Origin of the sequence: Hyphomicrobium sp. 1Nfss2.1 (assembly GCF_965243865.1) — a bacterium.
Lineage (GTDB): Bacteria > Pseudomonadota > Alphaproteobacteria > Rhizobiales > Hyphomicrobiaceae > Hyphomicrobium_A.
The window spans coordinates 1,584,646-1,597,618 of the sequence record NZ_OZ251603.1 but is presented as its reverse complement, the minus strand read 5'-3'; the positions used below and the strand labels follow the sequence as shown (position 1 = coordinate 1,597,618).

The 12,973-nt window shown below is 63.7% G+C and carries 12 protein-coding genes; 2 read left to right on the top strand and 10 right to left on the bottom strand.

Annotated features, from left to right (window positions below):
* Positions 1-184: 184 nt before the first annotated feature.
* The 6 genes from ubiA to ACP15D_RS07910 form a co-directional block, all read right to left on the bottom strand.
* Positions 185-1,150: a 4-hydroxybenzoate octaprenyltransferase gene (gene ubiA / locus ACP15D_RS07935; protein ID WP_424956989.1), complete on the bottom strand. Its 966-nt coding sequence runs from the start codon at positions 1,148-1,150 to the stop codon at positions 185-187.
* Positions 1,151-1,252: 102 nt separating this feature from the next.
* Positions 1,253-2,851, bottom strand: coding sequence for a histidine--tRNA ligase (gene hisS / locus ACP15D_RS07930; RefSeq protein WP_424956988.1), 1,599 nt, complete (start codon positions 2,849-2,851; stop codon positions 1,253-1,255).
* 72 nt (positions 2,852-2,923) lie between these two features.
* On the bottom strand, positions 2,924-3,757 hold the full coding sequence (locus ACP15D_RS07925) for a metallophosphoesterase (protein WP_424956987.1): 834 nt from the start codon (positions 3,755-3,757) through the stop codon (positions 2,924-2,926).
* Between the two features lie 57 nt (positions 3,758-3,814).
* Positions 3,815-5,182, bottom strand: coding sequence for a glycolate oxidase subunit GlcF (gene glcF, locus ACP15D_RS07920; RefSeq protein WP_424956986.1), 1,368 nt, complete (start codon positions 5,180-5,182; stop codon positions 3,815-3,817).
* 15 nt (positions 5,183-5,197) lie between these two features.
* Entirely contained in the window at positions 5,198-6,412 is a 1,215-nt protein-coding gene (locus ACP15D_RS07915) for an FAD-binding protein (protein WP_424959193.1), read from the bottom strand.
* Positions 6,413-6,431: 19 nt separating this feature from the next.
* Positions 6,432-7,898 carry an FAD-binding oxidoreductase gene (locus ACP15D_RS07910; RefSeq protein ID WP_424956985.1) on the bottom strand — a complete coding sequence of 489 codons (1,467 nt, stop codon included), beginning with the start codon at positions 7,896-7,898 and terminating at the stop codon, positions 6,432-6,434.
* A 316-nt stretch (positions 7,899-8,214) separates the two neighbouring features.
* Between ACP15D_RS07910 and ACP15D_RS07905 the strand changes: the two genes are divergently transcribed.
* A complete protein-coding gene (locus ACP15D_RS07905; RefSeq protein WP_424956984.1) occupies positions 8,215-8,592 on the top strand; it encodes a c-type cytochrome in 378 nt (125 codons plus the stop codon).
* Positions 8,593-8,748: 156 nt separating this feature from the next.
* Here the strand turns inward: ACP15D_RS07905 and ACP15D_RS07900 are convergent, their stop codons facing one another.
* The gene (locus ACP15D_RS07900) at positions 8,749-8,964 is read right to left on the bottom strand and encodes a hypothetical protein (protein WP_424956983.1); all 216 of its coding nucleotides are present in this window, start codon (positions 8,962-8,964) and stop codon (positions 8,749-8,751) included.
* 128 nt (positions 8,965-9,092) lie between these two features.
* Positions 9,093-10,475, bottom strand: coding sequence for a glutamate--cysteine ligase (locus ACP15D_RS07895; RefSeq protein ID WP_424956982.1), 1,383 nt, complete (start codon positions 10,473-10,475; stop codon positions 9,093-9,095).
* Between the two features lie 350 nt (positions 10,476-10,825).
* Here ACP15D_RS07895 and ACP15D_RS07890 point away from each other — a divergent pair, with 350 nt between their 5' ends.
* Complete coding sequence (locus ACP15D_RS07890; protein ID WP_072372797.1) at positions 10,826-11,170, top strand: hypothetical protein; 345 nt, start codon at positions 10,826-10,828, stop codon at positions 11,168-11,170.
* A gap of 73 nt (positions 11,171-11,243) precedes the next feature.
* Here ACP15D_RS07890 and ACP15D_RS07885 read toward each other — a convergent pair whose 3' ends face one another.
* Both ACP15D_RS07885 and ACP15D_RS07880 read right to left on the bottom strand, forming a co-directional pair.
* Complete coding sequence (locus ACP15D_RS07885) at positions 11,244-11,984, bottom strand: 16S rRNA (uracil(1498)-N(3))-methyltransferase (protein WP_424956981.1); 741 nt, start codon at positions 11,982-11,984, stop codon at positions 11,244-11,246.
* Between the two features lie 48 nt (positions 11,985-12,032).
* Positions 12,033-12,947: a cation diffusion facilitator family transporter gene (locus tag ACP15D_RS07880; RefSeq protein WP_424956980.1), complete on the bottom strand. Its 915-nt coding sequence runs from the start codon at positions 12,945-12,947 to the stop codon at positions 12,033-12,035.
* Positions 12,948-12,973: the final 26 nt, after the last annotated feature.

Sequence of the window (12,973 nt, the reverse complement as noted above, 5' to 3'; positions counted from 1 at the left end):
GGAACAGGCCGCGAAGTTACGGCGAATTTACGCTATCTTTTAAGGCGGCAGGAAGCCGGATGTGTCATTCTGCCTTCACGGTCGCACAAGACGGCTGGCTCTGAAGACAACGGCGAGGCTTCCCATTTCGGCTTGAACCCGCGGCACGGGTTCAAGCCGAAATTGCTTAACGTTTGCGACATGCTTAACTGAGGCCCGCCATCCACGACAGGATCGTGTCGGCGGCCAGGCCGATGAAAATGACGACACCCACGTCGCGGTTGGAGCGGAAGCGGCGCAGGCAATTGTCGCCATCGTTGATGTTGAGCGTCGTTACCTGCCAGGCCATCTGCAGAGAGGCCAGAACCACAGCGGTAAAGAAAATCAGGTGCGTGCCGGCCATGTAGCCGGCCGCCAGCCAAAGCACGACCGCGGCGGCATAGAAGCCGCCGACCCAGGTCATGGTGTTGTCGCCGAAGCGGATGGCAGTGGAGCGCAGGCCGAGAAGAAGATCGTCCTCGCGGTCTTGATGGGCATATATCGTGTCGTAGCCGATCGTCCACATGACCGAGCCCGCGTATAGCAACAGCGCGGGGAGGCCGAGCGAGCCCGTGACGGCCGTCCAGCCGACCAGCGCGCCCCAGTTGAAGGCCAGGCCGAGGATGAACTGCGGCCAGTGGGTGAAGCGCTTCATGAACGGATAGAGCGCAACCAGGAACAACGATGCCGCCCCCAGCTTGATGGTGAACGCGTTGAACTGGACCAGAACCAGCATGCCGGCGAAGGCGCAGAGCGTGGCGAAGGCCAAGGCCTCGGCGGGCGTGACCTGCCCCGAAGGGATGGGGCGACCGGCTGTGCGCGGAAGCTGTGCGTCGTAGTTGCGGTCGACGTAGTCGTTATAGGCGCAGCCGGAAGCGCGCATGGCGAGGGCGCCGAGGGCGAACAGGGTCAGCAGCCATGGGTCCGGGTAGGGCTGGTTGAGGCTGACGCCCGCGAGGCAGACCGACCACCAGCACGGCAGCAGCAGCAGCCAGAAGCCGATCGGGCGGTCGAGGCGCGCGAGGCGCAAATAAGGGCGCATCGCCCTGGGGGCGTAAAGGTCCACCCAGTTGTTATGCGGGGCATCCGCAACTCGGGTGCCTTGCTGCACTGTGGTCGTATCGGCCTGCATGTCCCACGTGTCCATCGCTGCCCGGCAGACCCTAGCTGCCGCCAGAGATGGGAGCAAATGTGGCGGTGCGGGGCCTAGTTCCGGATCGGGGGGCCGACGCTTCTACCCGGTGTGGCGGGCCAGGATTTTGCGCACTTCGGTAATAAGGTCGGTGGCGGGCACGGTGACCTGGGCGGGCCGCTGCTCCTTCCACTCCTTGTTGTCCTTGATGGCCGCGGCGGCCTTGGCGCCCTCGACGAGATCCTTCAGCGTCACCTGTCCAGCGGCGTATTCGTCGGAGCCCTGGATGACGACGCAGGGAGAGTTACGCTTGTCGGCGTATTCGAGCTGCTTGCCGAACTTCTTGGGGTTGCCGAGGTAGAGTTCGGCGCGGATGCCGGCGCCGCGCAGATCCTGAACCATCCTCTGGTAGTCGGGGAGGCGCTCCTTCTCCATCACGGTGACGATGACGGGGCCGTCGGGTGCGGCTTCCTTGTCCTTGTGGAGGGCGAGGAGAGCGGCCTGGAGGCGTGAGACGCCGATGGAAAAGCCGGTGGCCGGCACCTTCTGGCCCGTGAAGCGAGAGACAAGGTCGTCGTAGCGGCCGCCACCGCCGACGGAGCCGAAGCGGACAGGGTTGCCCTTTTCGTCTTTCACCTCGAACGTCAGCTCGGCCTCGAATACGGGGCCCGTGTAATACTCGAGGCCGCGGACGACGGATGGATCGAAAATTACCCGGCCGTCATCGTACCCTGCGGCGTCAAGGATAGAGCCTATTCCCTCGATTTCCTGAAGTCCTGCTTCGAGAACTGCAATTTCGCGAAGATCGCGATGTTGCACCTTCTCCACGTGGTGGCGGAGTGCGGATGCGATAGTTGACGTGAGCGTCCTCTCGACCAGAGCATCGTGCGCTCCGGTACTCAGGAGAGGATTGAATTTGGCTGCCGGGCCGGCCTGCTGAAAATTAGCGTGGCCGCGAAGCGTCAACAATTGGCCCAGGCGCAGTATCGAAGCATCATCGAGTTCGGCACCCGGAGTGAAATCGCCACTCTCATCTTTGCGACCCTTTCCAAGTAGCAACTCGACACCTTCTCGTCCCAACCGGTCGAATTTGTCTAATGCGCGCATGACAATGAGCCAACGTGCATCGTTGTGGTGGCCGTCTAGGCCGACAGCCTCGCGATAGCCATCTAATATCTTTCGATTATTGACTTTAATGACGTAGTTGCCCTTCAGGCCCAGGGCTTCGAGCGTGTCGGCGGCGAGCATCAGCATTTCGGCGTCGGCGGCGACGCTTTCAGCGCCGACGGTATCGGCATCGAACTGGGTGAACTGGCGGAAGCGTCCGGGGCCGGGCTTTTCGTTGCGGAAGACGCTGCCGACCGCGTAACGGCGGAAGGGCTTCGGCAGAAACTGGAAGTGCTGGGCGACGTAGCGGGCGAGCGGCGCGGTGAGATCGTAGCGCAGGCTCATCCATTGCTCGTCCTCGTCCTGGAGCGAGAACACGCCGGCGTTGGGGCGGTCCTGGTCGGGGAGGAATTTGCCGAGAGCGTCGGTGTATTCAAAGACCGGCGTCTCGAGCGGTTCGAAGCCGTAGCGCTCATACACCTCGCGGATCTTCGACAGCATCGCCTGCTGCTGGCGCAGCTCGGTGGCCTCGATGTCGCGCAGACCGCGCGGGAGGCGCGGCGTCGGCCGCTGATCTTTCTTTTGCTTGCTCATTGTGTGCTTGCTCGGCGCCGGTGTGCGCGGGTTTTGCGCGTTATAGCGGCTTAAGACTGTTACGCAATCGGATCAGCACTCAGAGGGCTTAGCGGGGCGTGCCGGCGGGTGGCCGAAGGGGCGCCTTAACTCGGCATACGTGCCGAGGGCGGGCACGGAGACGATCTGGCGCTCGGGCCAGCGCAGGGCCGTCAGCTTGCCGCCGAAGACGCAGCCGGTATCGATGCACAAGGTGTTGTTCAGCCATTGCGCCTCGGCGACCGGCGTGTGGCCATAGACTATGGCGGTGTCGCCTCGGTAGTCGGCTGCCCAGTTGAAGCGCTCGGCGAGCCCATCGGGGCCGACGCGGCCCGAGGTGTCGCCGAACAGCCCGAACTCGTGTGCGCGCGGATAGGTGCGCCCGAGCATGCTTTCTTTGATGCCGGCGTGGGCGATGGCGAGACGACCCGCGTCAAGCCAGGCGTGGCTGGGCAAGCGGTTGAGAAATTCGAGCGTGCGTGCCTTGAAGGCATCGGGTTCGCCTTCGAGCTGGGCGATGGTGCGTTCGAGGCCACTACTGACCTTGACCTTGTTGCCCTTGAGCCAGCGCAGGAACTTGTGGTCGTGATTTCCGGCGACGGTGTGCGCATGGCCCGCGGCCGCCATGTCCATGACGAGGCGCAGCACGTCGGGGGAATTGGGGCCGCGGTCGACGAGATCGCCGACAAACAGAACGCGGCGGCCGGGGGGTGCGCTGGTTACCGTGCGGCGGTCGTTGCCTGTACCCGTGAAGCGTACGCCGTATCCGAGCTGTTGCAGCAGTGTTGTCAGTTCGTCGATGCAACCGTGCACGTCGCCGATGATGTCGAACGGGCCGGACTGGTGGCGGGAATCTACTTTGATGATGGGTGATTCTTGATTTTGCATTTCAGACAGACGGTATCAGCCCCGCGAAGCACGGCCGCAGATAAGAGGCAGGCCGCCTCAGGCGTGGATGAAGTCCTCGGCGCGCCGTTGCTTTGGCTCGGGGACATTGGAGACGAAGCGCGCCAGCGGCTCCAGACCGCGCGGCACGGGCCCGCCGTAAGCCCAATCCAACAGCTCCACCGTATGCACCACGGGGACGTCGACCTGACCGGCGAGCTGCGAGATGCAGCCGATGTTCCCGGCCGCGACGAGGTCTGGCTTGATGCGCTTGATGTTCTTGGCCTTGCGGTCACGCAGGGCGCCGGCGATCTCCGGCTGCATGATGTTGTAGGTTCCGGCCGAGCCGCAGCAGATGTGCGATTCCGGAATGTCGACGACGCTGTAGCCGGCCTTGGACAGCAGATCGCGCGGCTGCTCTTTGATGCGTTGTCCATGCTGGAGCGAGCAGGCTGGATGATAGGCGATGCGCAGGGAAGACCAACGCTTGGGGGGACCGAGCTCGTAGGCGCCGAGGAATTCGGACACATCGCGGGCGAGCCCGGAAATGCGCGCGGCGCGGGCGGCATATTCGGGCTCACGCTTCAATAGGTGCCCATAGTCCTTGATCATCGTGCCGCAGCCGGAAGCATTGGAGATGATGGCGTCGACAGGGCCTTTGGCGAGCTCCTTAGACCAGGCATCGACATTGCGCTTGGCGAACTCGATGGCGCCGGCTTCATCGCCGAGGTGGTGGGTGAGCGCGCCGCAACAGTTGGAGCCGGAGGCAACGACGACGTCGACGCCGCGGCGGGCCAGCAAGCGAATGGTGGAATCGTTGATGCCCGGCCGCAGCACCTGTTGAGCGCAGCCGGCGAGCATGATGACGCGTGCGCGGCGCTCGTCCTCGGTTGCGGCGGTGCCGGGGCCCTCGAACTTCGGCGATGGCGGTAGGACAGCCGGTGCCAAGTCAATCATGGCGGCGAGCTGCTCGAAGCCGAAGCGGCGCAGCATCTTGGTCCACGGGCGACCGAGCGGAGCGAGGCGGATGGCGAAGCGGAAGCGCTCGGGGTAGGGCAGGATGCCGGCCAAGAGGCGTCGGACGAGACGTTCCTTGAACGGGCGCGAAGCTGTCTGCTCGACATAGCCTCGGGCGAGATCAATCAGGTGCATGTAGTCGACGCCGCTGGGGCAGGTCGACATGCAGGAGAGGCATGAGAGACAGCGATCGAGGTGATGCTGCACTTCCTTGCTGGCGGGCGCGTTGTCCTCCAGCATGTCCTTGATGAGGTAGATGCGCCCGCGCGGGCTATCGCGCTCGTCCCCCAGGAGGACGTAGGTGGGGCACGTCGCGGTGCACAGGCCGCAATGCACGCAACGCCGCAGAATGGACTCGGCTTCCGCGATGCGCGCGTTGCTCAGTTGATCAGGCGTGAAGTTCGTCTGCATGCGCGGGGCGTGCCTTCACAAGTTGGCGTACATGCGGCCGGGGTTGAGAATGCCAGCCGGATCGAAAGCGGCTTTGAGACCACGGGTAAGGCGTTCGAGCGGCGGGCTCAAGGGCTGGAATACTTCCACCGCGGCGCGCACGGCGGGCTCGGCGCGAATAAGCATGGCGTGGCCCCCGTGAATAGCCGTGACGCGGCGGATTTCGGCGGTGCCGGCGTCGGCGGCTGCAGGTACCTCGAGCCAGATGAGAGAGCCGCCCCAGTCGTAATAGGCTTCGGCAGGCATGTAGCGCTTGATGGCGGAGACGAGCTTGGGGGCTGTCGTCGCCTTGGTGGAAATGCGCCACAGGAGCGTCTGGCGATTGTGCGGCATGACCGACAGGCGCCGCAACTCGTTCCAGAACTCCAGCGTTTCGCGGTGCTCAAGCTCGAGCGCCTTGCCGTAGACCTTCAATGTCTCCTTGACGCGCTGCTTGCGGCCGGAGACGGCGGCGGCGAAGTTTTCCAGCCGCAGGGCGGTGATGGACTTGTTGAGGGTCTTGAGGCCCGGGTGGTTGAGACGCGCGGCGACCGGGGCGGGGAGGTGCACGGCGCCCGAGACTTCAACGGGCATCATCATCGCGGCTGACAGCAGCTCGATCGCCAGATTGTCCGGCAGGCCGAGGTAGATGATGGTTGCGGACGTCTCGGGCCAGGGAATGACCTTGAAGGTCACCTCGGTGAGCGCGGCGAGCGTGCCCCAACTTCCGGTGAGACCGCGGGTGACGTCGTAGCCGGTCACGTTCTTCATCACGCGGCCACCGGCCTGGAACAGCTCGGCGCGGCCGTTGACGCCTCTGACGCCGAGAAGGTGATCGCGCGCGGCTCCGTAGAGGACGCGGCGAGCGCCGGACATGTTGGTCGCAAACACGGCGCCGATGGTCTGCGCGCCTTGCGGGCCACCGGTAGTGGGGCCGAGGTCAATGGGCTCGAAAGGCAGCATTTGCCCGCGTGCGGCCAGCTCTGCCTCGATCTGCGACAGCGGCGTGCCGGCGCGCGCCGACATCACCAGCTCGTTGGGCTCATACAACGAGATGCCGCGCAGCGAAGCGGTGGTGATGGTGACGACGCCGTCGACAGGGCGTCCGATCGCGCGTTTGCTGCCGGAGCCGACAATCTCGATCGGCAGGCGCTTTTCCACGCAGCCAGCGATGACAAACTGAAGCTCCCAGTCGGCGCCGGGGCGTTGCACGTCGCTCAATTCTCTCTCCTCAGGCTGCCTGATCTGCAGCCGGACGCTCGCCGCTGGCTTCGAGCACGCTGAGCGGGAAGACTTTACCCGGGTTCAAGAGCCAGCCCGGATCGAAAACGCTTTTGATGCGCATCTGAACGGCGAGATCGGATGGGGAAAACTGCACTTCCATCAGATCGCGCTTCTCGATGCCGACGCCATGTTCGCCCGTAAGGCAGCCGCCGACTGCTACGCACAGTCTCAGGATTTCGGCGCCGGCCAACTCGGCTCGGTTCGACTCGTCCTGATCGTTGGCATTGTAGAGGATCAGCGGATGCAGGTTGCCGTCGCCGGCGTGGAAAACGTTGGCGACCTTGAGGCGATGCTCGGCGCAGATCTGGGCGATGCGGCTCAGCACCTCCGGCAGACGCGCGAGGGGAATGGTGCCGTCCATGCAGTAATAATCGGAGATGCGGCCCATGGCGCCGAAGGCGGCTTTGCGGCCCTTCCAGATCCTGGCGCTGTGCTCGGCAGAGGTGCTGGCCTCAATGACCTGCGGATCGAATGTCCGGGCGATGTCGACGATGTCGCGCAGCAGGCGTGTCGTCTCTTCCTCGTAGCCCTCGACCTCGACGATGAGCAGGGCTTCGACGTCGAGCGGGTAGCCGGCTTTTGCGTAGGCCTCGCAGACGGCGATGGCTGGCCGGTCCATGTATTCGATTGCGACGGGGATAATGCCGGAGCCGATGATGGCGGCGACGCACTGGCCGGCTGCTTCGCACGAGGAGAAGCCAAGCATGACTGGGCGCGCGGATTCTGGTTTGGGCACGATCTTCAGCGTGGCCTCGGTGACGATGCCGAACTGGCCTTCCGAGCCGACGACAAGGGCGAGGAAGTCATAGCCTTCGGAGTCTGGGTAGGCGCCGCCAATCTCTACGACCTCGCCATCGACGAGGACCATCTTGAGGCCGAGCACGTTGTTGGTCGTCACGCCGTACTTGAGGCAGTGGGCGCCGCCCGAGTTCATGGCGAGGTTGCCGCCGACCGTGCAGGCGAGCTGGCTCGATGGGTCGGGCGCGTAGAAGAAGCCTTCGGCGGAGACCGCGTCGGTGATGGCGAGATTGGTGATGCCGCACTCCACGGTGATGGTACGGTTGATAAAATCGGTCTCGATCACGCGGTTCATGCGCGAGGTGCCGATGACGATCGAGTCGGCGGTAGGCAGGGCGCCGCCGCAGAGCGAGGTGCCGGCGCCGCGCGGCACGACGCGCATGCCATTCTGATGGCAGTACCTCAGGATCTTGGAGACGTCCTCGGTGGAGCGCGGCAATGCGACGGCGAGCGGAGCCTGGCGGTAGGCGGTCAGCGCATCGGCTTCGAACGCACGACGGCCCTCCTCCTCGGAAATGACCCCATCGACACCGATGAGCGCCTCGAGGTCCTTGACGATCGAGTCTCTCCGGTCGAGCACAGCCCGGTCTGGTTCCGGCATCCTCGACAGCGTCATGCGTTTCTCCGGCGTGACAGTTCCAGTAGCGGCGATAGGCATACACGTATGTGACTTACGCGTACCGCGGTTTGGCGGCCACAGGCTTTCAGCGGTGGCCTTTGGGCTTTGAGCGAACTTGGGCCGACACTACAGCTTTTCGCCCGATGAGCCGATACCTTATCACTAGCGTCCAATGATAACCCAATTCGTTTGCTACCCAATAGCTTGCTCTTTCCCTGCCGGCTGGACTGGCGCTGATGGCCGCCTGCAGGGCGTCAAATGGCCTTGATCGCAGGCCGGGCATTTGCTGATCTGCGAGGAACGGGAGGACGGCATGATGTGCAGGGGACTATTTGCAGCGGTGGCTTTGCTTCTCGCTGGCTTGCCCGCTGCAGCGCAAGACGCCTCCAAGGGCGAAGCGGTGTTCAAGCGGTGCCGCGCGTGTCACGCCATTGGGCCGGGCGCAAAGAACAAGGCTGGTCCTGCGCTGACCGGCGTGGTCGGGCGCAAGGCCGGGGCTGCACCGGGCTTCAATTATTCAGATGCCATGAAGGAAGCGGGCAGCAAGGGCATCATCTGGACAGAAGATAATCTGTCCAAGTATCTCGAAACCCCGGATACTTTCGTGCCCAACAATGTGATGGCGTTCCCCGGCATCAAGAACGAAGCCGAGCGCAAAGATCTCATCGCGTTCCTGAAGCTCCACAAATAGCGCCGCGGAATTGCGCGGCCCCAAAGACGAAGGTCGCGCGGACGAAGACGCCAGGGGCCTCACGCGTCGGCGATATCGGAGGCAAGATCGTGATGGGCGCGCACGGACCGCGGCGGCTGGTCGTGGTGCCGATGTGTGTGGATTTGTCTAAGCGGGCTATTTGCGGATGCAAGCCTGCATGCAGCGGGTGAAGGCGACCTCGCAGCTCGGCGAGCCCTTGGTCGAGATTCGGCACTGATTGTATTGGTTCTTGCAGTTCGCGCCGCACTGGCCCGCCGCCACGTGATCGCTAGAGCCGACGCCAATGGCGATAAGGGTGGCGAGGGCCACCAATATGGTCATTAGCGCCCAGTTCAACTTGCGTCCGAGCACGTTAGTTCTCCCGCCGCTTGCCCGCTTCGGCCCGTCAGAACGGATGCCTCAGAGAATGCCCCATAGTGCCCTGTCGACGAGTAAACGTTGCCTAGGATGAACACAACCTGAACCAGGGCGCCAGTGGCTCAGAATGCATATTCCTCAAAGACATGATCGATCTTGCGGTGCCAGGGGCCCTCGAAGCGCTCGATGAGGCGATCGGCGAGGGTACGGCCCGAGTGGGCCACTTCGTCGAGAAGGTCGAGATAGACCGATTCATCCTGACTCGCCGCGTTGATGCGACGGCGCGCGCGCAGGCCGCGTCGGGCGATGCGGAGCACTTCGCGGGAGATCTGCTGAACGGTGGTGTCGCGGAATTTGGTGGTGAGGGCGGTTCTGGGGACGGCGTTGCGTAGTGCCTCGCGCTCCTCTGCGGTCCAGTCTTTGACGAGATTCCAGGCGGCATCGAGGGCCTGCTCGTCGTAGAGGAGGCCGACCCAGAAGGCGGGGAGCGCGCAAATGCGCTGCCATGGACCGCTGTCGGCACCGCGCATTTCCAGGAAGCGCTTCAGACGGACTTCGGGGAACAGGGTGGTGAGGTGATCGGACCAGTCGTCGATGGTCGGGCGCTCGCCCGGGAGCTGCGGCAGCTTACCGTCGAGGAAGTCCTGGAAGGAGGCACCGGACGCGTCAATATAGCGGCCGCCGCGGTAGACGAAATACATCGGCACCGACAGCGCGTAGTCGACGTAGCGCTCATAGCCCATGCCTTCCTCGAATACGAAGGGGAGCATGCCGGTGCGGCGCCTGTCGGTGTCGCGCCAGACCTCGCTTCGCATCGATTCGAAGCCGTTCAGCTTGCCCTCCGTGAAAGGAGAGGCGGCGAAGAGGGCCGTCGCGATCGGCTGCAGTGCGAGGGAGACGCGCAGCTTCTTGACCATATCGGCTTCGCTGGCGAAATCGAGGTTCACCTGGATGGTCGCCGTCCGGTACATCATGTCGAGGCCGCGGGAGCCAACGGTCGGCATGTAGCGCGTCATGATGTTGTAACGCTGCTTGGGCATGTGCGGGGTTTCCGCCAATGTCCACTTGGGTGAGAAGCCGAGCCCGATGAAGCCGATGCCGAGCTGCTCGCCAACGCACAAGACCTCGCGTAGGTGGGCACGGGTCTCGACGGCGGTCTCGTGCAGTGTCTCAAGGGCGCCGCCGGACAGCTCGAACTGGCCGCCGGGCTCCAGGCTGATGTTGCCACAGATCTCACAGCCTTCCCGCTTCAGGGCGATGATCTTGTCGCCCTCCACGATGGGGTCCCAGCCGAAGCGCGTTATCAGTGCTTTGAGCAGGGCGGAGATGCTGCGGGCGCCTTCGTAGGGCACGGGCGTGAGGGTGTCGGTGTGGAAGACGAACTTTTCGTGCTCAGTGCCGATGCGCCACGCAGCCTTGGGCTTTTCGCCGGCGGCGATCCAACCCACGAGATCATCGCGCGAGCGGACGAGCGGGCTTGGCGCGCCATCTTCACGGGTGGACATTCAGCAGGCCTTCAAAAGGTTCGACTGTCTCTTGGGATCCGTGGGTTGACGGCCTACAGGACCTTCCGACTGTATTCTAGCGTGGGCGGGTTGCTGCATTCGGAACGGAGCCTCTAAGGCCTCGGCCCCGCGAGTGCAACCCGGAGGGCCCCCTCGGGAGGGGTCAATGCAGCTACCACAAAAAAACACTATTGCACGCCAGGAATCGTGTGCCGGATTGTCCTGCTGGGCCGACGGCTTTGTCCGCTCGCCGACGTTCTCAGTTTCGGATATGCACTGATGGGTCGAGGACCGCTCATGCAAGTCGCCGCTAAGCTTCAAATTTGCTCACAACCCTATGGGAGAACACAATGAATAAGTACTTGGCCGCCTGCGCCCTCTGCGGCCTTCTTGCCTCACCGGTGCTCGCCGCCAATGCGGCAGTGGACTCTGCCGTCAAGACCTTCGAGGCCGTGGGCAACGATGCAGCAAAGCTGAAAGTCTACTGCGAGATGAGCAAGGTCATGTCCTCGGCGGACGCCGAAGACGACAGCAAGGCGGAAGAGCTCGACAAGCAGATGGACGGCTTCATGAAGCAGCTGGGCCCCGAGTTCCAGACCGCATTCGAAGCGGGTGCAGATCTCGATCCGGAGTCTGAGGACGGCAAGGCCTATGATGCCGCCATGGACAAGCTCGACGGCAAGTGCGGCGGCTAACATAGCCGATCACCGTCAGCGCGATCGGGAGGCCACCGGCTTGGTGGCCTCTTTTGTTGGCGCATCTGTTTAGTCAGCGCCAGTCGCCGAGCGCGGCGTTGACAAGGGCTAGGGCTGCGACTGCTGCGGTGTCGGCGCGCATGATGCGGGGCCCGAGCGATATCGCAAGAGTGAATGGCTTCTCGCGGAGCAGTGCGCGCTCGGACGGATCGAACCCCCCTTCGGGTCCGATGAGAACGGCCAGCGGACCGGGTGGCACCGCCGACAGCACGTCGAGCGGGCTCGCGATGTCGGCAGTCTCGTCACAAAAGACCAAGCGCCTCGCCGGATCCCATTGCGCCAGTATCTGTTCGAGCTTTGCCGGCTCGACGACGTCGGGGACACGCAGGACGCCGCACTGCTCGGCCGCCTCGATAGCGTTTGCACGCATGCGCTCAAGGTTGACGCGGGCGGCAATGGTGCGGCGGGTCAGGACCGGCTGCAGGCGTGCCACGCCCAGCTCGGTCGCCTTCTGCACCATGTAGTCGAGGCGAGCGTGCTTGAGCGGCGCGAAGACATAGTCGACGTCCGGGCCATCGAGTTGAGGACGCGTCTGGCCAGTACACTCAAGCGAGCAGCGGCGCTTCGCGGTGTCTGTGATCCTCGCCCGCCACTCCCCATCGCGTCCGTTGAACACGAGGATATCGGTGCCGACAGCGAGGCGCAGCACGTTGACGAGGTAGTTGGCTTGATCGGTCGTGCAGGAGATCGAGGCGCCCGCGGCAAGCGGTGCATCGACGAACAGCCTCACTCCGGGCAGCGAATGCGGATCCATGGCGCTATTAGCGGGGAATGCGCTCGTTGTGCAATCCTGGCGTCAGGATCAAAGCTGGACGGGGGCCTTGGGCTTGGCCTTATAGTCAGGCTCGACGTGGATGATGACGTCTGTGTTGGCGAGTTCCTGCTCCAGAGCGTACTCGATGCGGTCGCAAATTCCGTGGGCCGTCAGCACCGTCATGTCGCCGGGGACGACGAGGTGAAACTCGATGAATGTCTGCGGGCCGGCGGTGCGAGTGCGGATATCGTGCGCCTGCAGTGCGCCCTCGCCGTTGGCGCGGATTGCAGCGAGAATGCGCGCCTGGATTTCGGGTGAGGCTGCCTGGTCGAGGAGCTGGCTCATCGATTCGACGGCGAGATTGTAGCCGATGCGCAGAATGTTGAATGCGACGATGGCGGCAAGGAGGGGATCGAGGACGTTCCAGCCGGTAATTGTCGCCAGGACAAGGCCGATCAGCACGCCGACCGAGGTGATAACGTCGGACAGAAGGTGTCGCCCATCGCCGGCCATGGCGGGCGAGTTCCAGATGCGGCCTCGGCTCATGAGGACCCAGGCCCAGGCTGCATTGATTGCTGTGGCGAAGGCGTTGACCATCAAGCCGGCGACAGGCTGATCGAGGCTGCGCGGCTCGTAGAAGGCGAAATACGCCTCGCGGAAGATCATAAAGGCCGCGACGATGATGAGCGCGCCTTCGAGCACGGCGGCGAAGTATTCGGCCTTATGGTGGCCGAACGGATGCGAACGGTCGGGCGGCTGTGCGCCGATGCGAATGGCAACGAGCGCAGCGATGGCCGTCAGTACGTTGACGATGCTCTCGAGTGCATCTGAGAACAGCGCGACGCTGCCGGTCATCAGATAGGCAATGTACTTGATCCCCATCACAGCCAGCGCAACCGCAATGCTGCTGGCTGCGATGAGCTGATGCTGGCTGCGCTTATTGTCGGCGATCGGCGATTTCATGCGCGCCATTAAGCGGCTATGCGGCG

Coding starts and splice junctions, on each gene's coding strand:
- ACP15D_RS07880 (WP_424956980.1), bottom strand. CDS start 12,947: ATGAAATCGCCGATCGCCGACAATAAGCGCAGCCAGCATCAGCTCATC.
- ACP15D_RS07895 (WP_424956982.1), bottom strand. CDS start 10,475: ATGTCCACCCGTGAAGATGGCGCGCCAAGCCCGCTCGTCCGCTCGCGC.
- ACP15D_RS07910 (WP_424956985.1), bottom strand. CDS start 7,898: ATGACGCTGTCGAGGATGCCGGAACCAGACCGGGCTGTGCTCGACCGG.
- ubiA (WP_424956989.1), bottom strand. CDS start 1,150: ATGCAGGCCGATACGACCACAGTGCAGCAAGGCACCCGAGTTGCGGAT.
- ACP15D_RS07885 (WP_424956981.1), bottom strand. CDS start 11,984: ATGGATCCGCATTCGCTGCCCGGAGTGAGGCTGTTCGTCGATGCACCG.
- hisS (WP_424956988.1), bottom strand. CDS start 2,851: ATGAGCAAGCAAAAGAAAGATCAGCGGCCGACGCCGCGCCTCCCGCGC.
- glcF (WP_424956986.1), bottom strand. CDS start 5,182: ATGCAGACGAACTTCACGCCTGATCAACTGAGCAACGCGCGCATCGCG.
- ACP15D_RS07925 (WP_424956987.1), bottom strand. CDS start 3,757: ATGCAAAATCAAGAATCACCCATCATCAAAGTAGATTCCCGCCACCAG.
- ACP15D_RS07905 (WP_424956984.1), top strand. CDS start 8,215: ATGATGTGCAGGGGACTATTTGCAGCGGTGGCTTTGCTTCTCGCTGGC.
- ACP15D_RS07890 (WP_072372797.1), top strand. CDS start 10,826: ATGAATAAGTACTTGGCCGCCTGCGCCCTCTGCGGCCTTCTTGCCTCA.